24 protein-coding genes and 1 pseudogene are annotated in these 24698 nt (G+C 67.2%); 17 read left to right on the top strand and 8 right to left on the bottom strand.

Going from position 1 to position 24698, the window contains the following annotated elements:
- The first annotated feature begins 121 nt into the window (after nucleotides 1-121).
- The 4 genes and pseudogenes from AC1DIP_RS10570 to AC1DIP_RS10585 form a co-directional block, all read left to right on the top strand.
- Nucleotides 122-790, top strand: a complete 669-nt coding sequence (locus tag AC1DIP_RS10570) for an urease accessory UreF family protein (RefSeq protein ID WP_476208620.1) — start codon at nucleotides 122-124, stop codon at nucleotides 788-790.
- A gap of 12 nt (nucleotides 791-802) precedes the next feature.
- Nucleotides 803-1417 (top strand): urease accessory protein UreG, encoded by a 615-nt coding sequence (ureG, locus tag AC1DIP_RS10575; RefSeq protein ID WP_476208622.1) that lies wholly within the window; start codon nucleotides 803-805, stop codon nucleotides 1415-1417.
- A gap of 167 nt (nucleotides 1418-1584) precedes the next feature.
- Complete coding sequence (locus tag AC1DIP_RS10580) at nucleotides 1585-2415, top strand: urease accessory protein UreD (RefSeq protein WP_477733695.1); 831 nt, start codon at nucleotides 1585-1587, stop codon at nucleotides 2413-2415.
- Nucleotides 2415-3168 (top strand): annotated as a pseudogene (locus tag AC1DIP_RS10585) (HoxN/HupN/NixA family nickel/cobalt transporter); the annotation flags it as partial. The gene AC1DIP_RS10580 and the pseudogene AC1DIP_RS10585, both read left to right, overlap by 1 nt.
- A 26-nt stretch (nucleotides 3169-3194) precedes the next feature.
- On the opposite strand, the gene AC1DIP_RS10590 reads toward AC1DIP_RS10585, so the two are convergent.
- The 5 genes from AC1DIP_RS10590 to AC1DIP_RS10610 all read right to left on the bottom strand — a co-directional run bounded on the left by AC1DIP_RS10590 (nucleotide 3195) and on the right by AC1DIP_RS10610 (nucleotide 7829).
- Entirely contained in the window at nucleotides 3195-3644 is a 450-nt protein-coding gene (locus tag AC1DIP_RS10590; RefSeq protein WP_477733696.1) for a transferase, read from the bottom strand.
- 91 nt (nucleotides 3645-3735) lie between these two features.
- Nucleotides 3736-4395: an FCD domain-containing protein gene (locus tag AC1DIP_RS10595; protein ID WP_476208629.1), complete on the bottom strand. Its 660-nt coding sequence runs from the start codon at nucleotides 4393-4395 to the stop codon at nucleotides 3736-3738.
- A 120-nt stretch (nucleotides 4396-4515) separates the two neighbouring features.
- Complete coding sequence (locus AC1DIP_RS10600; protein ID WP_477733697.1) at nucleotides 4516-5535, bottom strand: transketolase family protein; 1020 nt, start codon at nucleotides 5533-5535, stop codon at nucleotides 4516-4518.
- Nucleotides 5532-6455, bottom strand: coding sequence for a transketolase (locus AC1DIP_RS10605; RefSeq protein WP_477733698.1), 924 nt, complete (start codon nucleotides 6453-6455; stop codon nucleotides 5532-5534). Before AC1DIP_RS10605 ends, AC1DIP_RS10600 begins: the two co-directional genes overlap by 4 nt.
- A 36-nt stretch (nucleotides 6456-6491) precedes the next feature.
- Complete coding sequence (locus tag AC1DIP_RS10610; protein ID WP_476208633.1) at nucleotides 6492-7829, bottom strand: MFS transporter; 1338 nt, start codon at nucleotides 7827-7829, stop codon at nucleotides 6492-6494.
- Nucleotides 7830-8015: 186 nt separating this feature from the next.
- On the opposite strand from AC1DIP_RS10610, the gene AC1DIP_RS10615 reads away from it, so the two are divergent.
- The 5 genes from AC1DIP_RS10615 to AC1DIP_RS10635 all read left to right on the top strand — a co-directional run bounded on the left by AC1DIP_RS10615 (nucleotide 8016) and on the right by AC1DIP_RS10635 (nucleotide 12516).
- Entirely contained in the window at nucleotides 8016-8840 is an 825-nt protein-coding gene (locus tag AC1DIP_RS10615) for a sugar phosphate isomerase/epimerase family protein (RefSeq protein ID WP_477733699.1), read from the top strand.
- 90 nt (nucleotides 8841-8930) lie between these two features.
- Nucleotides 8931-9704, top strand: a complete 774-nt coding sequence (locus AC1DIP_RS10620) for an SDR family NAD(P)-dependent oxidoreductase (protein ID WP_175317869.1) — start codon at nucleotides 8931-8933, stop codon at nucleotides 9702-9704.
- 68 nt (nucleotides 9705-9772) lie between these two features.
- The gene (locus AC1DIP_RS10625; RefSeq protein ID WP_477733700.1) at nucleotides 9773-11521 is read left to right on the top strand and encodes a dihydroxyacetone kinase family protein; all 1749 of its coding nucleotides are present in this window, start codon (nucleotides 9773-9775) and stop codon (nucleotides 11519-11521) included.
- Nucleotides 11521-12012: an RpiB/LacA/LacB family sugar-phosphate isomerase gene (locus AC1DIP_RS10630; RefSeq protein WP_477733701.1), complete on the top strand. Its 492-nt coding sequence runs from the start codon at nucleotides 11521-11523 to the stop codon at nucleotides 12010-12012. Before AC1DIP_RS10625 ends, AC1DIP_RS10630 begins: the two co-directional genes overlap by 1 nt.
- Nucleotides 12013-12075: 63 nt before the next feature.
- On the top strand, nucleotides 12076-12516 hold the full coding sequence (locus AC1DIP_RS10635) for an SRPBCC family protein (protein WP_477733702.1): 441 nt from the start codon (nucleotides 12076-12078) through the stop codon (nucleotides 12514-12516).
- Here the strand turns inward: AC1DIP_RS10635 and AC1DIP_RS10640 are convergent.
- The gene (locus AC1DIP_RS10640) at nucleotides 12494-14068 is read right to left on the bottom strand and encodes a carboxylesterase/lipase family protein (RefSeq protein WP_477733703.1); all 1575 of its coding nucleotides are present in this window, start codon (nucleotides 14066-14068) and stop codon (nucleotides 12494-12496) included. The two genes, AC1DIP_RS10635 and AC1DIP_RS10640, sit on opposite strands and share 23 nt — an antisense overlap.
- A 103-nt stretch (nucleotides 14069-14171) precedes the next feature.
- Between AC1DIP_RS10640 and AC1DIP_RS10645 the strand changes: the two genes are divergently transcribed.
- Nucleotides 14172-14924: an ANTAR domain-containing protein gene (locus AC1DIP_RS10645; RefSeq protein WP_476208646.1), complete on the top strand. Its 753-nt coding sequence runs from the start codon at nucleotides 14172-14174 to the stop codon at nucleotides 14922-14924.
- On the opposite strand, the gene AC1DIP_RS10650 is transcribed toward AC1DIP_RS10645, so the two are convergent.
- Nucleotides 14905-15213 (bottom strand): hypothetical protein, encoded by a 309-nt coding sequence (locus AC1DIP_RS10650; protein WP_476208648.1) that lies wholly within the window; start codon nucleotides 15211-15213, stop codon nucleotides 14905-14907. The genes AC1DIP_RS10645 and AC1DIP_RS10650 overlap by 20 nt on opposite strands.
- A gap of 105 nt (nucleotides 15214-15318) precedes the next feature.
- Between AC1DIP_RS10650 and AC1DIP_RS10655 the strand changes: the two genes are divergently transcribed.
- The 3 genes from AC1DIP_RS10655 to AC1DIP_RS10665 all read left to right on the top strand — a co-directional run bounded on the left by AC1DIP_RS10655 (nucleotide 15319) and on the right by AC1DIP_RS10665 (nucleotide 17477).
- Nucleotides 15319-16041: an ATP-binding cassette domain-containing protein gene (locus tag AC1DIP_RS10655; RefSeq protein WP_476208650.1), complete on the top strand. Its 723-nt coding sequence runs from the start codon at nucleotides 15319-15321 to the stop codon at nucleotides 16039-16041.
- Nucleotides 16042-16132: 91 nt separating this feature from the next.
- Nucleotides 16133-16570, top strand: a complete 438-nt coding sequence (locus AC1DIP_RS10660) for a universal stress protein (RefSeq protein WP_476208652.1) — start codon at nucleotides 16133-16135, stop codon at nucleotides 16568-16570.
- A gap of 76 nt (nucleotides 16571-16646) precedes the next feature.
- Complete coding sequence (locus AC1DIP_RS10665) at nucleotides 16647-17477, top strand: nucleoside hydrolase (protein WP_477733704.1); 831 nt, start codon at nucleotides 16647-16649, stop codon at nucleotides 17475-17477.
- Between the two features lie 54 nt (nucleotides 17478-17531).
- Here AC1DIP_RS10665 and AC1DIP_RS10670 read toward each other — a convergent pair whose 3' ends face one another.
- A complete protein-coding gene (locus AC1DIP_RS10670) occupies nucleotides 17532-18791 on the bottom strand; it encodes a glycoside hydrolase family 1 protein (RefSeq protein WP_477733705.1) in 1260 nt (419 codons plus the stop codon).
- A gap of 222 nt (nucleotides 18792-19013) precedes the next feature.
- Here AC1DIP_RS10670 and AC1DIP_RS10675 point away from each other — a divergent pair, with 222 nt between their 5' ends.
- From AC1DIP_RS10675 to AC1DIP_RS10690, 4 genes are read left to right on the top strand one after another with little or no spacing between them, the layout of a single operon-like run.
- Complete coding sequence (locus tag AC1DIP_RS10675; RefSeq protein WP_477733706.1) at nucleotides 19014-20570, top strand: ABC transporter substrate-binding protein; 1557 nt, start codon at nucleotides 19014-19016, stop codon at nucleotides 20568-20570.
- A gap of 48 nt (nucleotides 20571-20618) precedes the next feature.
- On the top strand, nucleotides 20619-21572 hold the full coding sequence (locus AC1DIP_RS10680; RefSeq protein WP_477733707.1) for an ABC transporter permease: 954 nt from the start codon (nucleotides 20619-20621) through the stop codon (nucleotides 21570-21572).
- A complete protein-coding gene (locus AC1DIP_RS10685; protein WP_477733708.1) occupies nucleotides 21569-23680 on the top strand; it encodes a dipeptide/oligopeptide/nickel ABC transporter permease/ATP-binding protein in 2112 nt (703 codons plus the stop codon). The genes AC1DIP_RS10680 and AC1DIP_RS10685 overlap by 4 nt, the downstream gene beginning before the upstream one ends.
- A complete protein-coding gene (locus AC1DIP_RS10690) occupies nucleotides 23677-24684 on the top strand; it encodes an oligopeptide/dipeptide ABC transporter ATP-binding protein (protein ID WP_477733709.1) in 1008 nt (335 codons plus the stop codon). The genes AC1DIP_RS10685 and AC1DIP_RS10690 overlap by 4 nt, the downstream gene beginning before the upstream one ends.
- Nucleotides 24685-24698: the final 14 nt, after the last annotated feature.

The raw sequence follows: 24698 nt of genomic DNA on the forward strand, positions 1-24698 counted from the left end.
ACGACGGCGTGGCGTGGGACGCCACGAGGGATATGGGGCCGTGCCCGCTTCGCGGTGCCCGCCACGCCGCGGCCCCATATCCCTCGCGTCGCTTGCGTTCCTCACCTTGGGCGGTCCTTTAGTGGGCGGGTATCAGCTGGCACTGCAGCAGTTGGTTGATTCCGCTTTGCCTACTGGGGCTTTTGCTCACTCTTTTGGGTTTGAGACGTACCTCGATCGGGAGCTCGTTTTTGATGAAGGGTCTTTCGGGCGCTGGCTCTCCGCTTTCGTTGCGCAGTCCTTGACCTACTCTGATGGGTTGGCTGTTCGGCTGCTGTATGAGGGTGGTGAGCTGGGGGAACTGGATACTCTTCTTTCTGCTTCCCTTTTGCCGCGGCAGGTCCGGGAGGCCAGCGTGAAGATGGGCGGCCGCCTGCTCGAGATTGGGGCCGAGGTGTTTCCCTCGCCCGCGCTGGAACTGTACCGGGACATGGTGGCCACCGGCCGCGCCGCCGGGCACCAGCCGCTGGCGTTCGCCGTCGTCGCCCGCTCCCTGGGCGTCCCGCTCCAGGAAGCGCTCGCCGCCTACCTCTTCGCCACCGTCACCTCGCTCACGCAGAACGCCGTCCGCGCCATCCCGCTCGGCCAGAACGCCGGGCAGCGCGTGCTGCGAAAAGCGCACGAAGACGTCGCTGCCGCCATCGACGCGGTCGCGCACCTTACGGCGGACGACCTTGGGGCCGTCAGCCCCGGCCTGGAAATTTCGCAAATGCGGCACGAACGCCAGCGTGCCCGGATGTTCATGAGCTAGTAGGAGGACACCATGACTGAACCCATCAAAATCGGTATCGGCGGGCCCGTCGGCGCCGGCAAAACCCAGCTCGTGGAACGGCTCACCCGGCACATGAGCGGCGACATCTCCATGGCCGCCATCACCAACGACATCTACACCATCGAGGACGCCAAAATCCTCGCCGCCAACGGCATCCTCCCGGTGGACCGGATCATCGGCGTCGAAACCGGCGGCTGCCCCCACACCGCCATCCGCGAAGACACCTCCATGAACACCGCCGCCATCGAGGAACTCAAAGCCCGGCACCCCGACCTTCAGGTCATCTTCGTCGAGTCCGGGGGCGACAACCTCTCCGCCACCTTCAGCCCCGAACTGGTCGACTTCTCCATCTACATCATCGACGTGGCACAGGGAGAGAAGATCCCCCGCAAGGCAGGCCAAGGCATGATCAAGTCCGACCTCTTCATCATCAACAAAACCGACCTCGCACCCCACGTCGGGGCAGACCTTGCCATCATGGAGCGGGATTCCAAGGAATTCCGCGGCAACAAACCCTTCTGCTTCACCAACCTCAAGACCGACGAAGGCCTCGAGAAGGTCATCGAATGGATCCGGCACGACGTCCTGATGCTCGATTTGGCATGAGCACGACGGCGGTTGGGTCACCTCAAGCAGGCACCTCGTCGGGGCCTGCGCCCGCGGGTGAGTCTGCTTCCGGCGCTTCGTCGGGGATAGGGGGCCGTGCCCGCTTCGCGGTGCCCGCCACGCCGCGGCCCCCTATCCCCGACTCCGCTCGCGCTGAGAAGTCACCGATGGGACGGCTTGAGTTGGGCGTCAGTTCGCGGCGCGGCAGGTCGGTTGCCTCGCACCAGTTTCATCAAGGGGCGCTTCGGGTGATGCGGCCTCATTATCTCGATGACTCCGGGCAGGTTTGTTATGTCGTCGTGAATCCTGGCGGGGCTTATCTCGGGGCGGATCTATTCCTGATTGATGTGGAGGTGGGGGACTCTGCTTCCCTGCTGCTGACGACGCAGTCCGCTACCAAGGTTTACCGGACTCCGGGGTCTTTTGCCGAGCAGCGGATGACTGTTCGGCTGGGAGAGGGGGCGCGGCTGGAGCTCATGCCGGACCAGCTCATCGCGTACCGGGAAGCCAGCTACCGGCAACGGACGTCCGTGACCCTGCGGCCATCGTCGTCGCTTGTCATGGCCGAGGTGGTCACGCCCGGCTGGTCCCCTGACGGCGCCGCCTTCCGGTACGAGGAAGTCCGGCTGCGGAACGACATCCGCGTGGAAACCGGGGCGGGCACCGAGCTGCTGGCGCTGGACAACCTGCTGATCCGGCCGCCGCTGCACGACGTCACCGGGTTGGGGTTCATGGAAGGCTACAGCCACCTCGGATCGCTGGTGGTGGTGGATCCCCGGGTGGACCAGGGGCTCGCCGACGACCTGCACCTGCTGGCGGCCAGCCACCAGGCCCTGACCGGCATCTCGCTGACCCGCAGTGTTGCAGGGACCACCGGGCTGGTGTTGCGGAGCCTCTCCAACAGCACGGAGCAGCTTAACCGCCTGCTTCGATCCTGCACTGACCTGCTCCGCGGACGCTGGCACGGCCAGGGCGCCCTGGACCTGAGGAAGCACTGATGACCAGCATCGCGGCACTTTACCGGGGCCGGGAATCACTGCCCGTCCGGACGCGGGTGCTATGCACTTTCGGTGCCGTGGCTGCCCTGCATGCCGCCGCCGTCGTCCTTTTTCTGGCCGGGAATACCGCAGGTGCTCTCCGGGGGGCTTGTCCTCACGGCTTACCTGGCCGGCGTGAAGCACAGCTACGACTGGGACCACCTGGCCGCCATCGACAACTCCACCCGTAAGTTCGTGGCTCAGCGGCAGCATCCGGTGAGCGTGGGCTTCGCGTTCAGCCTGGGGCACAGTTCGGTGGTGACCCTGGCCGGCGTGCTGGTACTCGCCGGGGCATCCATGGTGGGCGGCCTCATGCAGGACGGAACCGGCGGGAACCTGATGCTCGGCCTGATCGGCAGCGGCGTATCAGGGCTGTTCCTGCTGGCCATGGGGCTGTTCAACGGCTCCGCCTTCACCCGCTCGGCCGCTGCTTTCCGGCGCTCCCGGACCGGAGCAGCCATCGATCCCCGCGACCTGGAACCGCAGGGACTGGTGGCGCGGCTGCTGGACCGGCCGCTGGCCAGGGTGCGCCGGCCCCGGAACATCTACGTGATCGGATTCCTCTTCGGCCTGGGTTTCGACACCGCCACCACCATCGGGCTGCTGATGATGACGACGGCGGCGTCCCTGGAGGGGGTGCCGCCGCTCGCGCTGCTCGCACTGCCGCTGGCCTTCGCTGCCGCGATGACGCTGTGTGATTCGATGAACGGCATGCGGCCGAAAATGGGCGCGAGGGCAACCTAGGCGGCCAGCCCGCCCTTCGCCTTGCGGTGCGTCCTGTGCCGGGCTGGTGCCAGGCGCGAATGGGCGCCCGTGAGGACCTCGCTGCCGTCCGGGACGGTGCTGTCCGAATCCAGGTGGGCGCCGTGCTCAATCAGGACGCTGGAGCCGATGCGCGAATGGCTGCCAATGTGGACGCGGTTGCCGATCACCGTGCCCCGGCCGATGCGCACGCCATCGCCAATGACTGTCCGGTCACCGATGATGGCGCCGCGGTCAATCCAGCTGCCGTGGCCAATCCGGCAGCCCGGACCCACGTGCGCGCCGTGCTCCACATAGGTCATGGGGCCGATCCGGGCGCTGTCCGCCACGCTGGCTCCCGGCGCTATGAGGCCGCCCCCATTGTCATGGCGGCTGTACCGGGTGACCTTTCCGGCGTCGTCCTCTACAGACACAAACTTCGCGGTCATACCATCCCTCGTTACCACCGCGGCTATTTACCGCGCAGTAGGTTAACGGCCGGGAGGCCGCGAGGATTCCCCGGAAAGGGCAGCTCGGGGGCTAGGCCACGAGGTTGGCGGCGGCGGTGTCCATGTGTTCCAGGATGGTTTTCCGGGCCAGGGTGGCATCGCCGGTGTCAATGGCGCCCACGATGTCCTTGTGGCGGTCCACGCTCATATTCCTGACGCCCTTTTCCAGGCCCGCGAACATGATGGACATCCGGATGGATCCCTCCAGGGATTCCCACGAGTGGAGCAGGGTCTCGTTGCCCGTGAGCCGGCAGAGGGTGCGGTGGAACTCGAGGTCGGATTCGATCCGTTCCTCCAGGCTCCCGCCTGCGGCCTCCGTCATGGCGTCGATGGCTTTATGGAGGGACTCGGTGACGTGCTGCCGGTCCGGCAGCTCGCATAGTGTCCGGGCGGCCAGCGATTCCAGGGCGGCGCGGACAGCGTAGATATCCCGGATTTCCTTCTCGTCCAGGTGCCGCACGGACAGGCGTCCGCGGGGGCCGGCGGACAGCAGGCCCTCCTGCTCCAGTTGGCGGAGGGCTTCACGGAGCGTGCCGCGGCTGATCTGCAGCATCTCGGACAACTCGGTCTCCACCAGGTGCCGGCCAGGCTCCAGTTCACCGCTGGTGATCGCGGTCCGCAGCGCGGAGAGTGCCTGTTCACGCAGGCTCTTCTTTTCCAGTCCCAGCAGGGGGGCGCCCAATCCGGCCATGGCTTTGTCCTCAATGTCTTAAGTCGACTGCTAACAGTCGGTAGTAATTCCGATGGTACGGCAGAAAGCACGGCGCCAGCCTGGACCGGTGCCGTGCTTTCCCATATGTCTTGAAATCCGTCAGCCGAGTTCGGCGAGGACTTTGGCCACGATGCGGTCCACGGAGAGCCCGTAGCGCTCGTGCAGGGTGGGCAGGGCGCCGGCGTCGAGGAACTGGTCCGGGAGTCCGATGGGCACCACGCGCTTGCCTGCTCCGGCGGTGACGACGGCGGAGGCCACGGTTTCGAACAGGCCGCCCACCACGGAGTGGTTCTCCAGGGTGACGGCGAGGCGGTCCGTGTTGATTTCCTTGAGGACGGTTTCGGCGTCGAACGGCTTGATGGTGGGGGTGTGCACGACGGCGACGTCCACGTTGTGTGCCGAAAGGGCCTTGGCTGCCTGCAGGGCACGCATGGTCATCAGCCCGGACGAAATGAACACCACGTCGTTACCGCCGCGCAGCACCTTGGCCTTGCCGAGCTCGAACGTGTAGTCGTACTCGTCCAGGACGGTGGGCACGTTGCCGCGCAGCAGCCGCAGGTAGGTGGGCCCTTCGGAGGCGGCTAGCTGCGGGACGGCCTGTTCGATGTCGATCGAGTCGCAGGGGTCAACGATGGTCAGGTTGGGCATGCCGCGGAAGATCGCCATGTCCTCGGTGGCCTGGTGGCTGGGGCCGTACCCGGTGGTCAGGCCGGGCAGGCCGCCGACGATGTTGACGTTCAGGCTCGGTTCGGCCGCGTCCAGGCAGAGGAAGTCGTAGGCGCGGCGCGCGGCGAACACCGAGTAGGTGGACGCGAAGGGCACCAGACCCGTCTCGGCGAGCCCGGCGGCGGCGCCGAAGAGCAACTGCTCAGCCATGCCCATCTGGAAGAACCGCTCCGGGAAGGCCTGGGCAAAGATGTGCATGTCCGTGTACTTGCCCAGGTCCGCGGTCAGGCCCACGATCTTGTCGTTTTCCTGTGCGGCCTTGACCAGGGCATGCCCGAACGGGGCGTTGGAGGTTTTCTGGCCCGGGTCGGCGAACGATGCGATCATCGCCGAGGTCTTCAGTTTCGGCTTGGCCGCTGCCGCGGTGTCGGGGGCCTCGGTGGAGGTGCTCATGCTGAAGCCTTTCCTTCGTAGCCGGCGGTGAGCTGCCCGCGGCAGATCTGCCATTCGTTCTCTTCGATGCGCATGAAGTGCGCCTTTTCGCGGTTTTCCAGCAGCGGAACGCCGCGGCCCACCTTGGTGTCGCACAGGATCACGGAGGGGCGTCCGACGGCGGCGGCCTGGGCGGCTGCGTTGTCGAAAGCTGCGAGCAGGGCGGCAACGTCGTTCCCGTCCACCCGCTGGGTGTACCAGCCGAAGGATTCCCACTTCTCGGTCACCGGCTCGGTGCGCAGTACCGTGTCGGTCTTGCCGTCGGCCTGCAGGGCGTTGATGTCCACCATGGCGGTGAGGTTGCCCAGCTGGTGGTGGTGCGCGCCCATGGCGGCCTCCCACGTGGAGCCTTCGTCCAGTTCGCCGTCGGAGAGGAAGTTGAACACCCGGGCGGACGAGCCCTGGTAGCGCAGCCCCAGGGCCATGCCGACGGCGATGGTCAGGCCGTGGCCCAGGGAGCCGCCGGAGATTTCCATGCCGGGGGTATAGGTGGACATCCCGGACATCGGCAGCCGGGAATCGTCCGAGCCGTAGGTTTCGAGTTCCTCCACCGGGACGATCCCGGCTTCGGCCAGGGCCGCGTAGTGGCCGATGGCGTAGTGGCCGGTGGAGAGCAGGAACCGGTCGCGGGCTTCCCAGTGCGGGTCCTCGGCCCGGTACCGGAGCTGGTCACCATAGACGGTGGCGAGCATGTCCGCGGCGCCGAGGGCCTGGCCTACGTAGCCCTGGCCCTGCACCTCGCCCATGTTCAGGGCGTGGTGCCGGATCCGGTACGCGGCGGCGCTAATTTTCTCCAGCCGTTCGGGCGTCACTGCGGTCTGGAGTGTTTGTTCCTGCAGTGTTTGTCCCTGCGGGGCGTCCTGGACGGTGTCTGTAGGCATTACTGGCTCCGTGGTCGTTTCGTGCGTGGCGGTCATTCAGGCGTTGACGGTGTTCGGGGTGCTTTTGGTGGCCTCGTCGGCCAGTTCGCGTTCCCGCTTGCCCCAGGTCTCCCGGGTGGCGACGGCGGCCCAGAGGCCGATCAGGGCGTACGCGCCGAAGAGCAGCGCGGGGCCCATCCAGCCGAAGCTGACGAACAGCAGGGTGGTGATGAAGGGGGTGAAGCCGGACACCATGGCCGAGATCTGGTACGCCAGGCTGGCGCCGGAGGCGCGGGTCTTGGCCTGGAAGAGTTCCGGGAACCAGGCGCCCTGGGCGCCGGCCAGGGAGTTCTGGCAGACCGCGTAGGAGATCACGATGGTGAGGATGATGGCGATGAACAGGCCGGTGTTGACCAGCAGGAACATGGGGATCGCGAATAGTGCGGCGAAGGCGGTGGACCAGACGTACAGCGGGCGGCGGCCAATGCGGTCCGTCAGCGCGGCCCAGGCCTGGGTGGCGAAGATGCCGATGGCCGAAGCAATGCAGAGCGCGATCAGGGTCTGGCTCTTGTCCGCCAGGTGCTGGCTGTTGATGTAGGAAATCATGTAGGTGATGGACACTGCGTAGCCGGCGGTCTCGGCGATGCGGAGGCCGATGCCCTTGACGATGTTGCGCCAGTCCGTCTTGATGACCTCGACGATGGGGGCCTTCACGATGGCGCCGCTGTCCTTGACCTCATCGAACACCGGGGACTCGGGGACCTTGGAACGGATGATCAGGCCCACGATGACCAGCAGGATGCTGGCGAGGAACGGGATACGCCAGGCCAGTTCGTTGCCGAGCTGGACGCTGAACAGGAAAGTCAGGTTGGCCAGCAGCAGGCCGACGGGGAAGCCGGCCTGGACAATGCCGGTGTACTTGCCCTTGGCCTTCCAGGGGGCGTGCTCGTAGCTCATCAGGATGGCGCCGCCCCACTCGGCGCCGAAGGCGAGGCCCTGGACGATGCGGACGAAGACCAGCAGTGCCGGGGCCAGCAGTCCCACCGCGGCGTAGGTGGGGAGCAGGCCGATCGCGAAGGTTGCCAGGCCCATCAGGATGAGGGAGGCGACCAGGACCGGCTTGCGGCCTACCTTGTCGCCGAGGTGTCCGCCGATGATGCCGCCGAGGGGACGGGCCGCGAAGCCGACGCCGAGGGTGGCGAATGACGCCAGGGTGCCGGTGACGGGATCGGTGCCGGGGAAGAAAGCCGTGCCGAAGTACAGTGCGGCAGCGGTGCCGAAGCCGATGAAGTCATACGTCTCGATGACGGCCCCCACGCCGGATCCGATGGCAACTCGCCGGGCGTCCTTGGTGCCGTGGACCGGCCCGCGCATGGTCAGAGCATCTTTGCTCATGGTGGTTCCCTTTCGAAAAGCGGCTGGAGGAGGTCCGCCGCTGTCGACTGTTAACAATTGATGGACACCAGTGTGACCCACATCATTATGACTGTCAACAGTCGACTTTTAGAGTTGACTGTTGACAGTTAACGAAAGTATTGTGGTCCCCATCACTACAGCCCGGCACAAACCAAAGGATCAACGATGTTCCACTCCAGACTTGGGTGCTCATCCATCAGCTTCCGGCACCAGGACCTGGGCACGGCCCTGCACACCATGAAGGAACTGGGCTTCGAAGAGATCGACCTGGGCGCCCTGCCCGGCGTTTGCGACCATGTGCCCTATGAGCTCAGTGCGGCCGCGGTGGACGCTGTCTCTGCAGAGGTCAATGCCTCGGCTCTGCGGGTCCGCTCCGTGAACGGCGATATCGGGGACTTGAACAAGGCGCTCGACGCCGAAGGCCGGGCTGCGCGGGACCGCCACCTGGACGCCCTGCTTACCCTGACGGCCAAGATCGGTGCGAAGGCATTGGTCCTGCCGTGCGGCGCCCTGGACCACGCCCCGGTCCGGAGCGTCGAAGAGGATCTGGACCTCGTTGCCGCTCAGCTCATTGGTGCCGGACGGCGGGCGGCGGAGTTCGGCGTCGAACTTTGGACCGAATCCCTGCACTTCCTTCGGTTCTGCTGGAACCTGGAGCGCGCAGGACTGCTGGCCGGCCGCCTTGCCGGTTCCGGCGTCGGAATCGTCATGGACTTCAGCCACATTGTGGCCTCCGGCGAAGACATCCAGGCCTACCTGGACCGGCATCAGGGCCGCATCAGCCACGTCCACCTGCGCGACGCCGTGCCAGGGAACATCAACCTCAGCATCGGCAACGGGGACGCCGACTTCGCCGGCGGCCTGAAACGGCTCGCCGCCGAAGGCTACACCGGCCACTTCTCGCTCGAACTCGAAACCCGGGACGTCACCAACGACGAACGCCCGGCCGCCACCGCCAAGGCAGCAAGCTTCATCACCGACCTTCTCTAACCATCGATTGCTCCGAAAACGCCGTTTTGACGCCTCATAAGGGCCGTTACGGAGCAATCGATCCAATAAAACAATTCAAGGAGCACCACCATGACCACCATCCAGCGCACCGCCGTCCTCACCGGAGCAACCTCGGACCGCGGTATCGGCATTACCACCGCCCGCCGCTACGCCCGTGACGGCTGGGGCATCGTCATCCTGGACCTCGACGGCGAGAAGTCCGCCAAGGTCGCCGCGGAAATCGGCAACGAATTCAACGTCCCCGCCTTCGGCCATGAGATCGACGTCGCCAACGAAGCCTCCGTGATTGCCGCCCAGGCTGCCGTCGCCGCCGAAGTGGCCGCCGGCAACCTCCCGCCCGTCGGCGCCCTGGCCAACATCGCCGGCATCACCTCGCCCATCCCGTTCCTGGAGACCACCCTTGAGCTGTGGCACAAGGTCATGGACGTCAACGCCACCGGCACCTACCTGGTGACCAAGGCCTTCCTGCCGGACATGATCGACAACGGCTGGGGCCGGATCGTCAACATGTCCTCCGTGTCAGCCCAGCGCGGCGGCGGCGTCTTCGGCAAGGTCCCCTACTCCGCCGCTAAGGCAGCCATCTTGGGCTTCACCAAGGCCCTGGCCCGCGAACTGGGCACCACCGGCGTCACCGTCAATGCCATCACCCCCGGCGCCGTGGACACCAACATCCGCGTGGGCAGCACCGAGGAGCAGGAAGCGGCCATCAATGCCGGCATCCCGCTGGGCCGCAACGCCACCACCGAGGAAGTGGCCGCCGTGATCGCCTTCCTGTCCTCCGAGGACTCGGCCTACCTCACCGGCACCACCATCGACATCAACGGCGGCAGCCACATCCACTAGCAGCCACTGACAACATCCAGCCCTGACAGCCCCCAGCCCTGACAGACCCGGACGCCGGAGAGCCCACCATGACCAAAATCTTCAACGACCCCTCAGAGTTCGCCGAGGAAGCCCTGGCAGGCTTCTGCGATGTCCACTCGGACCTGGTCCGGCAGGTTCCCGGCGGCGCCGTCCGCCGCTACCGGCCGGCGGAGCCCAAAGTGGCCGTCCTGACCGGCGGCGGCTCCGGCCACTACCCCGCGTTCGCCGGGCTGATCGGCACCGGCTTCGCCGACGGCGCGGTAGTGGGCAACATCTTCACCTCACCGTCCGCCCAGCAGGCCTACTCGGTGGCCAAGGCCGCCGAATCCGGCGCCGGCGTCGTGTTCACCTACGGCAACTACGCCGGCGACGTCATGAACTTCGGCATGGCCAGCGAACGCCTGGCCGCCGAGGGCATCGCCGTGGAGAACGTCCTGGTGACTGACGACATCGCCAGCGCCCCGCCGTCGGAATCCGCCAAGCGCCGCGGCATCGCCGGTGACTTCACCGTCTTCAAGGTGATGGGGGCCGCCGCCGAAACCGGAGCCGACCTGGCGGAGGTGGTCCGCCTGGGCCGCAAGGCCAATGACCTGACCCGCACCATCGGCAGCGCGTTCGCCGGCTGCACCTTCCCCGGCGCCGACGCCCCGCTGTTCACCCTTCCGGAGGGGCAGATGGGCCTGGGCCTCGGCATCCACGGCGAGCCGGGCCTGCACGACACCGACCTGCCCTCCGCCAAGGAACTGGGCCAGGAGCTGGTGGCCCGGGTGCTCTCCGAAACCCCTCCGGACGCCGGAAGCAGGATCGCCGTCATCCTCAACGGGCTCGGCTCCACCAAGCACGAGGAACTCTTCGTGCTCTGGGGGACGGTGGCCCCGCTGCTGCGCGCCGCCGGCTACACCCTGGTGAGGCCCGAGGTGGGGGAGCTGGTCACCAGCCTGGACATGGCCGGCGTCTCGCTGACCATCACCTGGCTGGATGAGGAGCTGGAACCGCTGTGGGCTGCCCCCGCCGAGACTCCGGCCTACCGCCGCGGTGCGGTGTCAGTCCAGGCGGGCGTTTCGGCCGGGGAAGAAGCGGCCGACGCCGGTGCCTCCGAAGCGGCGTTCGTCGCCACGGATGCCTCCCGCGGGTACGCTGCCGCATGCGTTGAGGCCATTGCGGCCGCCCAGGCTTCCCTGCACGACGCCGAGGAACGGCTGGGCCGGATGGACGCCATCGCCGGCGACGGCGACCATGGCCGCGGGATGGTCCGCGGGGTGGACGCCGCCGCTGCCGCAGCATCCGCCGCCCTCACCGCCGGTGCAGGTGCCGGCGACGTGCTGGCTGCTGCCGGCGACGCCTGGGCGGACAAGGCCGGCGGCACCTCCGGTGTCCTGTGGGGCGCGGGCCTGCGCGCCTTCGGCGAGACGGTGGGAAACTCCGCCGCACCCGGGGCTGGCGTCCTTGCAGCCGGCGTGACGGCGTTCGCGGACCGCATCGTCCAGCTGGGCAAGGCCGAAATCGGTGACAAGACCATGGTGGACGCGCTGCTGCCGTTCGCTTCCACATTCAGCCGCGCGGTGGCTGGCGGCAACGAGCCGGGGCAGGCCTGGCAGGACGCCGCCCGCGAAGCTGCTTCCGCAGCGGAGGCCACGGCAGACCTGTTGCCCCTGAAGGGCCGCGCCCGTCCGCTGGCCGAGAAGAGCCTGGGCACGGCCGATCCCGGCGCCACATCCCTGGCCATGGTGTTCGCCGTGATAGGGCCGCACTTCACCACCACCACAGCCGGCGCCGCGCCGGCAGGAGCAAAGTAATGACGATGGAAGGACACACCATGGGGCTGCGGCTCATTGTCGGCGCGGACGAAGCCGGCGTTGATTACAAGGACCAGGTCCTCGCGGATCTCCGCAACGACCCCCGCGTCAGCGAGGTTATCGACATCGGCGTCAACCGGACTGACGCTGCGGACGACTTCACCAGGCCCTACCCGTACGTGGGCATTGCGGCCGGCGAGATGATCCGCGACGGCCGGGCTGACCGGGCCATCCTCTTCTGCGGCACGGGCATCGGGGTGGCCATCGCCGCGAACAAGGTGGAAGGCATCCGCGCCACCGCCGCGCACGACTCGTTCTCGGTTGAGCGGTCCATCCTGTCCAACGACTGCCAGGTCCTCACCATGGGCCAGCGCGTGGTGGGCATCGAACTCGCCCGCCGCCTGGCAAAGGAATGGATCGGGTACACGTTCGATCCGTCGTCGGCCTCGGCGGGCAAGGTCAAGGTCCTCACCGACTTCGAAGGCTGCTAACCGGTCTCAGCCCCCACCGCGCGGGGGCTGGGCTTGCTGGAGGCCCGTTCCTACACTGGGGTGATGATCACAGTCACCGGAAGTGTGGAAACCAACCTGTCCGCAGAGAAGGCCTTTGCCTTCATGAGTGAGTTCGAAAACACCCCCAAGTGGGATCCCAACACCCCCGTGATGGACAAAATCACCCCGGGGCCCGTTGCCGTGGGCCACAAGTACCACGCCGAGTCCGAGTTTCGCGGGAAGCGCCAGACCCTGGTCTACGAGGTCATCGAGCTCACGGACAACCACATCAAACTGCGCGGCGAGAACAAGACCGTCACCTCCTTCGATTCCATCGACGTCAGGCCCAACGGGAGCGGCTCCGTGGTGACGTACACGGCCGAGTTCAGCATCCACGGGCCGGCCAAGATCATCCAGCCGCTCCTGAAGCCTGCCTTTAATTCGCTGCGTGATCCCGCGTTGAACGGGATCCGGGACACGCTTAATTCGCTTGCAGCGGTCTGACGCCTGCGAAGAACTCCCGGATCCCACCGCGCGGATCGTCCTCAACCCGGACGCCGTCGTCGAGCACCATGGTGCTGCGGGCGTCCCCATATTCCGGCCAACCCATCCCGGTGGTGGCCGGAATTCCCGTGTGCGCGAAGGCGGCCCAGGCTCCGCTCATGGTGTCGCTGAGAGTCTGCGGTGCCTCGCCCCGGGTGAGGAACGCAGCCTCAGGCGCGTCCAGGTGCCGGAAGACGAACGGGATGTCCAGGGCGTGGCAGGCGCCCAGTTTTCCGCCCATGGCCGGGCTGCGCCAGGTGAACAGGTAGGCGAAGTCTCTCCCGGCCGCGCCGCTTCGTGTAACCAGCTGCCGTGCAGCCAGTTGGCGTGCGGCCAAAAGACGGTTGCTGGGCTGGCGGTAGACGGAATCGGCGATGGCGGCCTCCAGGAGTTCCTTGCCGGCCGGCTCCCGGGACAGTACGCGGGCCAGCGCTTCGGTGTAGCCCGGTGCCTGGGTGGACGGAATCCCCGCCCCTGCCAGGACGGCGGCGGCGCGGTCAGGATACCCAGGGGCCTCCGGGGCAGGCGGGCGCATTTCGACGGCGAAGGAGCCCTCGTTGAGATTGGTCCCGATCAGCAGGTCCACCCCGCTGTTGAGCCCGGCGCGGACGCTGTCCAGCGGCGGCACCGGCAGTGACTGTGTCCCCACGGTCGGCTGGAAGGGCAGTGGGACGGCGTAAGTCTTTGCCGCGAGCCGCTTCTCAAGGGCGGCCTGGGCCTGCAGCAGCCGCTCCACCGGGAGGGTCAGCAGTTCCTTCGCGGATGGTTTGTCCAGGCTGCACAGATCCAGGAATTCCGAGGTAATGCGCGCCGATTCCTCCGGCTGGCGGTACCGTTCCGCGGTGCCGCTCTGCATGATGGCGCGGTGGAAGAGCCCTTCCGACGCCGGCATGCCCAGCAGGGTGCCGATGGCTGCGGCGCCTGCCGACTCGCCGAAAACAGTGACATTTTCCGGATCGCCACCGAATGCCCCGATGTTCCGGCGGACCCAGCGCAAGGCTTCCAGCTGGTCCAGCAGGGCGACGTTGGACGAGTCCTCGTACCCTGGCCCAAGCAGGTCAGCCAGATGCAGGAAGCCCAGGGCGCCCAGGCGGTAGTTGATGGACACGAGCACCACGCCCGCCGCGGCGGCGAGCCGGGCGCCGTCGTACATGGCGTCACTGTTGGCGCCCAGAAGGTACGCGCCGCCGTGAATCCACACCATCACCGGCGTGGCCGGCCCGTCCGCCGGCGGCGGGGCCCAGATGTTCAGGTTGAGGCAGCCGTCTTCGCTCCAGGTGCGCGGCGTGGCGCCCGGCGGAGCGGGGTTCTCCAGGTTCTGGGGCGCCGCGGGGCCGGGGACAGTGCAGTCAAGGACGCCTGCCCACGGGGCTGCCGGGACCGGAGGAAGGAAGCGGTTGGCCCCCGACGGCGGCGTAGCGTAGGGGATTCCAAGGAACCGGTGGATGGTGGTCCCTTCAGCTTCGAGGGAGTTGCCGAGGATGGACCCGGCGGGGGTGGAGAGACGCGTCATGGTTGACAGGTTACGGCGTCCGCACAGGTAGGCTGGCATCACCGTTCGGCAGTGGGCGGCCACGATGCTGTGGCTCTTCATAACTGTCCGGGAGGTAAGACGGGTGCCCAACGCCGACGTCTCTGGTGCCGAAAATTTTGCTGACGTTGCCTTGCACCTTCAGGAGTCGTTCCTCCATACCCCCGAGGTCGGGGCGATCCTGCAGGATCTCGCGGCATATGCCGTGGCCCGCCTCGGCAGCCCGGACCCCGGGTGCTCGTGTGAGATAACAGTGCTGCGGCCCAAGAAACCCGTGACTACGGTCTGCAGCAACCCGGCGGCGCAGGTGATGAACCAGCTGGAGTTCAAGCACGGGGACGGGCCGGCCCTGACGGCTATGCGGACTGGCGGCACGGTCCTGGTGGCGGACCTGCGGCTTGAAAAGCGGTGGCCGCAATATGTCCAGGCCGTCCAGGATCAGGGATTCCTTTCGGTGCTGAGCATCCCTGTGGAGCTGGAGGGGGACGCTCAGGGCGTTCTGACGTTCTACAGCTCGCATCCCGTCGACCCCCGCGACAACCGCGTGGACGTTGCCGAGACGTTTGTGCGGCGGGCCTCCAAGGGCCTGACGCTCTGCCTGCGCATGCTCAAGCTGGAGGAAACCAGGGACGGCATGACCGCAGCCATGCGGACCCGCACCGTGATCGACCTGGCTACCGGGGCCATCATGGCGCAGAACCGCTGCACCCAGGACGCTGCCTTCAAGCTGCTCCGGGAAGCATCCAACACCCGCAACATGAAACTCCGCGATGTGGCGGCCACGGTGATCTCGTCCGTGGCCGGGGTGACGGACACCTTTACCTACTTCGACGAGTAGGGCCCTTCCGCCCCGGATCCTGTGGCTCCGGTTGGGGGAGGAACAGGGCATAGCTGCTGAGCGGGACGCGCAGGAGCAGGCCCTCGGCGGCGCAGTGTTCATTGACGGCCTGCGCCAGGGCGTCCCGCTCCTTCGGTGAAAGGGTGGCCTGGCCCGCGCAATAGGCGCGGATGAGTTGTTCCGAGGCGTCGCCGCCAAGTCCGACGAACTCCAGCCACAACTGTGCCAGATCCAGTCCGTGCTCCTTGATGACAGCACCGGTGAGGGCCTGCTGGTCAACGGCATCCATCGTCGCCTCCTAGCCTTGGTTGTAGATTCCTACAGCTGTGGTTCGGAACGGCGGCCCGGGTGGATGGGAATCATACGCAAATATTTTTGCTGCGAGAATGGGGCCATGCCTCTGCGCACTTACCCCGTCCGGCGGCTGGCGGAGGATCCTGCGAACGTCCTGGACCGGGAACTCTGGCCCGCGGTCCTGCCGCCGGTAGCCCAAGTCCTCGACGAGGGGCTCGAACTGGGCCCTGCGACCATCCTGGTTGGCGAGAACGGGTCGGGGAAATCCACGCTGGTGGAAGCCCTTGCACTGGCCTACGGGCTTTCCCCGGAAGGCGGGTCCACGGGCGCGCGGCACGCCACCCGGCGCACCGAATCGGTTCTGGGCGACCACCTGCGACTTGTCCGTAACGCCGGCGCCACCCGGCGGGGGTACTTTCTCAGGGCGGAGACCATGCACGGTTTCTACACCTACCTGGAGCAGAACCCCAGCACGTTCAATCCGGACATTCCATTCCATGACATGTCCCACGGGGAGTCCTTCCTGCAGTTGGCTGCGGACCGGTTCAATGGGCCCGGCCTGTGGGTCCTGGATGAACCGGAGTCTGCCCTTTCCTTCTCCGGCTGCCTCAGCCTGCTGTCCGTCCTGAAGGAATTGCTGGCCGACGGCAGGTCCCAGGTGGTGATGTCCACACATTCCCCGGTGCTGGCGGCCCTACCCGGAGCCACCATCCTCGAAGTGGGGCCCTGGGGTTTGCGCCTGCAGGCCTGGGACGAGCTGGAGCTCGTCGCGAACTGGCGGCGGTTCATGGACTCGCCCGAACGCTACCTCCGCCACATCTAGAGCCGGGGGACCTTCGCCCCTAGGCGGTGAACCGGCCCGGAAGTCAACTTGGTTGTCTGGAGCATGCGAGCACAACAGGAAAAGGGAGACCGTGGCGGACAGCGGAAGTTTCAGGATTGTGGTGGGCGTGGACGGGTCGGACCAGTCCAGGGCAGCGATGGACTGGGCGATTGAAGAGTCCAGGCTGCGCGCGGGTGAGGTGCACGCCGTGACGGCCTGGAGCTTTCCCTATGTCAGCGATGCCCTCGGCACAGCATGGGACTATGACATCTTCGAGAAGGATGCCCAGGCCATCCTCGAAGAAGAACTTGAACGCGTCAAGGACCAGGGCGTGACGGTCACGGGGCGCATCGTGGAGGGGAACCCGGCGTCGGCGCTCATCGAGGCCTCCCGGGATGCTGACCTGGTGGCGGTAGGTTCACGTGGCCACGGCGGCTTCACCGGGATGCTGCTGGGCTCCGTGTCCCACCAGACAATCCACCATGCGCATTGCCCCGTGCTGGTAATCCGGGAACCTGAGGTGGGATAGCCGGCGGCGCGCCTTCGCCTTCCAGTGAATGGAAAGTCCCGTTCTGTGGGCCCCGCGCCGGCGCAAGGCTTGCAGCATGGACATGATTCGGGTGGAGCCCCGCTGCCGCGTGCTGATCGATAACGACTGGGCGGGTGACCCGGACGGGCTGGTGGCCCTGGCCCACCACGCGATGTCGCCCGCCAACAGGATCGTCGGCATCACCAGTTCGCTGACCAACCCGATGTTTGGGCCGCCCCAGGGCATGGCGCAGAAGGGCGCTGATTTGGCGGCCGGCTTGCTCCGGGTACTCAAACGGCCGGAAGTCCCAGCCGTGCAGGCAGGGCCCGATGCCCCCTTCACCGGGCAACCCCGGGACAACCCTGCTGCCCGGGCCATCGCTGACGCCGCAGCGGCCGGCGGAGAACTGCCCCTGGTCCTTGTCTGCGCCGGCCCCCTCACCAATGTGGCCGATGCCATCCTGTTGGATCCCGCCGTCGCCTCCTCCCTCACCCTGGCGTGGGTGGGCGGCGCTGCGGTGAATGAAGAGGAATACAACTACTTCACGGACCCGGCCGCCGCAGACTTCGTGCTCGGGAACCGGGAACTGGCTGTGTGGCAGTTCCCGGCAGAGACGTACCGGCAGGTGGTTGCGCCGGTGGCCGAACTTGACCACGCCTTCAGGGAATCTGGCGCGGCAGGCGCGTGGCTTTGGGAGCTCTTCAACACCCTGGAAGTGCCGGACTTCGTGACGTTCGGGCCGCTGTGGTGCCTGGGTGACAGCGCGCCCCTGGTGGTCACCGGGCTGGGCGATGTCACGTCCGTCTTCACGGAAACAGGCACCCGGCCCTCGCGCCGGACCTACACCTCCGTGGACACGCGGTTGATCATGGCGGACTTCCTCGCAAAGCTGCGGCTGCAGCAGTAGCAGGCTAAAGCAATGGCCCGGACCGCCAAAGGCGGTCCGGGCCATTGCTTGCCACTATGCCGGCTGCGTGACCGTGGATGCAGTGTGCTGCCGGGCGAAGTTGCCCAGCCAGCGAGCACTGTCCTTCGGGGTCCGTTCCTGGGTGGAGCGGTCGACGGCGATCAGGCCGAACATGGGCCGGTAGCCGAAAATCCACTCGAAGTTATCAAACGCGGTCCAGGCGATGTAGCCCCGCACGTCGATGCCGTCGGCAAGGCAGGAGGCAACGCCGTCGACTGCCGCCTCCAGGAAGGCCACGCGCTGGGTGTCATCCTCCGTGGCCAGCCCGTTCTCGGTAACCATCACCGGGATGCCGGCAACGCGCCAGGCCTCCCGGATGGTTGCCTGCAGCCCCTGCGGGTAGATCTCCTCACCCATCTGGTTCACCGCCACTCCCTCCGGAGCGGGGGCATGGCCGTCCGGGCCGTACACGGTGCGGCCGTAGGTCTGGATGCCCACGAAGTCGTCGCCGCGGGAGGCCTCCAGGAACCGCTCGTTGACGTCCCGGCGCACCCGGTCCGCAATATCTTCGCCGCCGGGGATGGACTGGATGTCCGAGTTGGCCAGGGTCCAGCCCACCTGCAGCTTCGGTCGGTGCGCCTTGATCGCTGCGGTGGCCGCCTTGTGCGCCGCAAGTTTGACGTTGAAGCCGGCCTCCGTGGAGCAGAACTGGAACGGGGCAACCGTGCTGGCGTCCACGCCAAGCCGTTCTGCCGCGGCCGCCCACATGGGAACCTTCCCGCGGTTCTCCGGTGCTTCCCCGCCGATGCCGAACGATTCCAGCAGCCACGGAAGATTGGGTTCGTTCAAGGTGCAGGCGACGCCGATCAGGTCGCCCAGGTACGCCATGACACGGTCGCAGTAGCGCGCGAACAGCTCCGGCGTGCGTTCGCCCTCCCAGCCGCCCGAACGGAGCAGCCAGAGCGGTGATGCGAAGTGGTGGAACGTGACTACCGGCGTCAGCCCGTGCTCCCGGCAGGCCTCGAGCACCCGCTTGTAGTGGTCCAGTTCGGCTACCGAAAAGTGGCCTTCTTCCGGCTCGATCCGGGCCCACTCCAGGGAGAACCGGTAGCTGGTGAAACCGAGCCCCGCGATCAGTGCAATATCCTCCCGGTACCGGTTGTAGTGGTCCACGGCATCCCCGGAAGGCTCAGCGAAGATGGTGCCCGGCAGGTGCTCCAGGAACCAGACATCGCTGTTGACGTTGTTGCCTTCCACCTGGTGGCCCGCGGTGGCCACGCCCCAAAGGAAGTCCTGCGGAAACGGGTTGGTCATAGGGGTTCCTCTCATCATGGACGCACGCCGGCGTCCCAGGCCTCACTGCCTGCATCCATCCTGTCCAGCCGCGTGACCGCCGCCACAATACTTTTTCAATCAATGACATTCTCATGTTTGGTCCCGCAGGCTCCGGCGGATTCTTGAAGGGAGCCGGGCAGCCCCGGCCCCCCGAATTTCCTCCGTTTGTCACCGTCATAGAAGAATGCGAAGGCGCACCAGATGAAACTTATGACCTCCACCGCACGCGGCAGCGCTGCCGTCCTGACCGGTGCCCTGCTGATGGGTTCCCTGGCCGCCTGCGGCGGCGGAAACTCCCAGGCGTCCGCGAAGGCTGATGCGAGCAGCCTGACCCTGGCCATCGACAGCGACTCGGCCTCCTTCGGCTACGACCCCCTGCGCGTTGCTGCAGCCCAACGCCAGTTCTTCGAGGGCCTCTACGACAGCCTGATGACCCTCCAGCCGGACGGCTCCACCGGTCCCGGCCTGGCCAAGGACTTCAGCTACAACGCGGACAACACCGTCCTGACGCTCAACCTCAGGGACGACATCACGTTCACGGACGGCTCCAAGCTTGACGCGGCACTGGTCAAGGCCAACCTGGACCGCCGGTCCGACTCCGCCCTGACCGCCTACTCCGCCGTCGCCAAGGGCGGCGCCCAGGAAATCACGTCCGTGGATGTGGTCAGCCCCACCCAGGTGACCCTGACCTTCGCCAAGCCGCAGCCCGGGTTCGAGAAAAACCTGGCCTCGACCACCGGAATGATCGTGGGCAAAAACGGTGTCACGGACACCGCCAGCCTCGCTGCCACGCCGGACGGTTCCGGTCCCTACACCCTTGACCCGTCCACCGTGAAGGGCAACAAGTACGTCCTGGTGAAGAACGACAAGAGCGCTGACGCAGCCAAGTTCGCCTACAAGAAGGTTGTCTTCAGCGTCGTTTTGGACCCCCAGGCACGCGCCAATGCCCTGGTCTCGGGGCAGGCCGACGTCGCGATGCTGACGTCCTCCACGGTGGACTTCGCCAAGTCCAAGGGAGTGGGCGTTTCCCAGGCGGGCGGCACCGTCAACACCATGATCTCCTTCGACAAGATCGGCAAGACCGCGCCGGCGTTCGCACAGGAAAAGGTCCGCCAGGCCATCCAGTACGCCATCAACCGCCAGGCCCTGGTGGATGCCCTGCACAAGGGTGACGTCCCCGCCTGGAACGCCCTGCCCAAGGACTCCGCCGGGTTCACCGACGCGCTGAACACCGAGTTCGCCTACAACCCGGACAAGGCCAAGAGCCTGCTGGCCGAGGCCGGCTACCCCAACGGCTTCGAATTCACCATCATCGCCGGCGCCCAGACCCAGACAGACCTCCAGGCCGTCCAGAAGGACCTCGCCGCCGTCGGCATCACCATGAACGTGAAGATGGCCGCTTCCACCGACGAAGCCTTCGCCGCCGTCGCCACCACGCCCCTGGGGTACGCGCCGCTGAACTGGGACAACCCGGTGGGCGTCATGTACGGCGTCGTCCTCAACGGTTTCACCAACGTGCAGAAGGCCACCGATGACCAGCTCAGCGCCGCCACCGGCGAGCTGGCCGCGGCCAAGGACGACGCTGCCGTGAAGGCCGCCGCCACCAAGCTGAACACCCGGCTGGTGGAGTCCGGCTGGATGATCCCGCTGTACGAGGCGCTGACCAACCAGGGGTACAACACCAAGAAGGTAGCCCCGGTGAAGTTCGCCGGCACCAACGCCTACCCGCTCCTTTCCTCCTACACGCCCACCAACTGATCCAACCTGCCCGGCGCCCCTCATAAAAAGGGGCGCCGGGCCTGACCAATGGAGGTCACCATGGCATTGTTCGTTGCCAAGCGCCTGCTGATGGCGCTCGCCACGGTGCTGGTGGTGGCGGTGCTGGCATTCCTGCTGGTGCACGCCATGCCCGGCAGCCCGGGAGCCGTTTCCCTCGGTGCCGGCGCCTCCCAGGACGCCATTAGCCAGCTCAACCAGCAGTTGGGCTGGAATGATCCGCTCTTCACCCAGTTCTTCCGCTGGCTGGGGGACGCCGTGCAGGGGAATCTGGGGAATTCGCTGATCGACGGCCGCTCCGTCAGCGCCGACCTCGCCAGCCGCCTGCCCGTCACCGCCTCGCTCGCGGCCGGCGCCACCATCCTCAGCGCCATCCTGGGCATCGCCCTGGGCGTGACCGCTGCCGTCCGCGGCGGCCTGCTGGACCAGGCCATCGGCGGGTTCGTCGGCCTCCTGGTCGCACTCCCTGCGTTCTGGGTGGGCATCATCTTCGTCTACCTGTTCGCCGTCCAGTCCTCCGTCTTCCCCGCCACCGGCTACGTGCCGTTCGAAGTGTCCCCGCAGGACTGGGCCATGTCGCTGGCGCTGCCGGTAATCACGCTGGCCGTGGGCGGTGCCGCGTTCATCGCAAGGCAGACCAGGGCGTCCATGCTCGAGGCGCTGCAGCAGGAGCACATCCGCACCTTGCGGGCCACGGCCACCCCCACCTGGAAGATCCTCTATGTGCACGCCCTGCGCTACGCCAGCCTGCCCATCGTGGCCGGCATCGCCCTGCAGTTCATCGGCCTGTTCGGCGGCTCCGTCATTGCCGAACAGCTGTTCGCCATGCCTGGCCTGGGCCAAGCCGTGCAATCCTCCGTCAGCACCCACGACGCCCCCGCCGTCCAGGGCGTGGTGGTGATCGCCACCGTGGTGGTGGTCGCCGTCAACCTGGTACTGGAGCTGGCCACCAAGTTCCTCGACCCGAAGTTGCGTGCCTCATGATCCCCACAGTTGCCCCGGCCCCCGCGGACGCGGACCAGGCAGGAAGTACGACGGCGGCCGGAGCCTCCGTGCCAGGTGCCGGCAAGGCGGTACTCGCCAGGTTTTCCAAGCACCGTCTCTTCGCGTCACCGGGAGCCGTAGCCGGCCTCGTGTGGCTGGCGGCGCTGGTCATCGCGTCCCTGACAGCGCCGCTCTGGCTCCCGTTCAAGACCGAGGACCAGGACTTCACCGCCGTCCTGTCCGGCCCCACCGCCGCGCACTGGCTGGGGACCGATGAACTGGGCCGGGACATCCTCAGCCGCATCTTCGCTGCCGCGGCCGGCACCCTGGGGACGTCGATGATCACGGTGATTGTCGGCGTCGGACTCGGCACCATCCTCGCCATGGCTGCTGCCGGCGCGGGCGAGCGGACCGAAGCCGCGATCAGCCGGATCACCGAGGTCATGATGTCCCTCCCGGGCACCGTGATCATCCTGGCCGTTATCGGCGCCGTGGGCACCAACATCCCCATGGTCATGGCCATCCTGGGCATCCTGATGTCCGCCGGCATTTACCGGGTGATCCTGGGCCAGGCCAAATCGCTGCAGTCCCAGCTGTACGTGGATGCGGCAAAAGTGGACGGCGTGGGGCCGCTGGGCATCAGCGTCCGGCATGTCCTGCCCGGCCTTGCCAACACCATCGTGGTCCAGGCGGCGCTCATCTTCGCCGTCGGCATGCTCATCCAGGCCGGCCTGGCATTCATCGGCTTCGGCCCGCCCATCCCGCAGCCCAGCTGGGGCGGCATGATCCAGGGCGCTTCCCAGCACGTCTACGACGCCCCCTGGATGATGGTGCCCACTGGTGCCGTGCTGGCCCTGACCGTCCTCGCGGCCAACGCCATCGGCAACGCCCTGGGCAAGGCGCCCAACGCCTCAGCCCCGCACCTGCCGTCCGCGGCAGCCCGGCGGCAGCGCGCCAAGGCCGTGGCCGCCATCGCCGCCGCCCCGGCTCCCGGGGACAGCGCTTCCGGGGAAGCGCCGAAAGGCACCCTTTCCGTTCGCAACCTGTCCGTCGGCGTCGACAACGCCGGTACGGGCAACGGCGTCCGGCTGGTCACCGACGTCTCCTTCGACGTCGAACAGGGCACTGTCCTGGGCCTGGTGGGCGAGTCCGGCTGCGGCAAGACCATGACGGCGCTGTCCCTCCTGGGCCTGCTGCCGTCCGGTGTCTCCGTGACCGGCGGCCAGATCCTCTGGAACGGCAGGAACCTTGCGGCCGCCACGGACAAGGAGATGGAAGGCATCCGGGGCCGTGAGATCGCCCTGATCAGCCAGGAGCCCATGCGGGCCCTGGACCCGATGTTCACGGTGGGCTACCAGCTCACCGCAACCATCCGGCGGCTCCGCGGAATGGGCAAGGCCGCGGCGGGCAAGGAAGCCCTGGCCCTGCTGGAGAAGGTGGGCATCGTGGATGCCCGGCGGATCCTGAAGACCTACCCGCACCAGATCAGCGGCGGCATGGCCCAGCGCGTGGCCATAGCCCTGGCCCTGTCCGGCCAGCCCAGGCTGCTGGTGGCCGACGAGCCCACCACGGCCCTGGACGTCACGGTCCAGGCCGAGATCCTGTCCCTCCTCCGGGCCCTGGTGAAGGACACCGGGATGTCCGTGGTGATGGTGACCCACGACCTGGGCGTGGTGGCGGACATCTGCGACCAGGTGGCCGTCATGTACGCCGGGCAGGTGGTGGAAAACGGGAAGACCGCAGCCATCCTGGACAACCCGCGCCATCCCTACACCCTGGCCCTGCTCGCCGCCGATCCGCACGCCAACCAGGCCGAGGATATGCCCGAGCGGCTGGCAACCATCAGCGGCCAGGTCCCGCAGCCCAAGGACTGGCCCACGGGCTGCCGCTTCGCCGCCCGCTGCCAGTTCGCCGGCTCAGCCTGCCTGGAACCGGTCCCGCTGCTGTACTCCGGCGCCGGCGAAGGCCTGGTCCGTTGCGTCAAAGCGGACCAGCTGGCCGTTGAAGGCATGGACTGGCTGGCCACCGACGTGCCCGCCGCCAGGCTCCTCCCGGTCAGCCCGGTGACCCCAACGAACACCACCACTGTCGAAAAGGACCTGGCATGAGCACCGCAGTCACGGAACGCCGCGATACACCGCCACCCGCCGCCGGTACCCCGGTGCTGGAAGTCAAGGACCTGGTGGTCCGCTACGGCCGGGGCCGCAAGGCAGCCGCCGCACCCGCCGCCGTCGACCACGTCAGCTTCAGCATCGCCCCTGGTGAAACCGTGGGACTGGTGGGGGAGTCCGGCTCCGGAAAGTCCACCATCGGCAAGGCGATCCTAGGCCTGCAGAAGGTCTCCGGCGGCTCCATCAGCTACCAGGGCAAGGACACCACCGCGGCCAACGCGGCGCAGCGCAGGGACTTGGGCGGGGAGCTGCGGGCCGTCTTCCAGGACCCCAACTCTTCACTGAACCCGCGCAACACCGTCGGCACCTCCCTCGCCGAACCGCTCCGGCTCCGCGGCGTCTCCGGCGCCGAGGCGAGAGCCAAAGCGGAAGACATGCTGGAACGCGTTGGGCTCCCGCGGGAGGCCGTGGACCGGTACCCCAGCCAGTTCTCCGGCGGCCAGCGGCAACGCATCTCCGTGGCGCGCGCGCTGATCTGCGATCCCCAGCTGGTGGTCTGCGACGAAGCGGTCAGCGCCCTGGACCTCTCCACCCAGGCCCAGGTCCTGAACCTGCTGGCAGACCTGCGCGACGAACGGGGCCTGAGCTACCTTTTCATTGCCCACGACATCGCCGTGGTCCAGTTCCTGGCCGAACGCGTGGTGGTGCTCTACCGCGGCCAGGTGATGGAAACCGGACCGGCGGCCGCCGTCACCGAAAACCCGAAGCACCCCTTCACGCAGGCTCTGGTTGCCGCCTCCCCGGTGCCCCGGCCGGCCGAACAGGCCGCCCGGCGCGAAGCCCGCGAGGCGCTGGGTGTCCGCACCGGCGCCGCGGCCGTTCCCGGACCCGGTGGCTGCCCGTTCCGGCTCCGCTGCCCGCTCGCCACTGAGCTGTGCGCCACCGAACGGCCGGCCCTGCGCCGCGTGGGCGCGGCAGACGTCGCCTGCCACTACGCCTGAATTTGCTGCCCTAC

This window comes from Pseudarthrobacter sp. 05T312, from assembly GCF_056396685.1.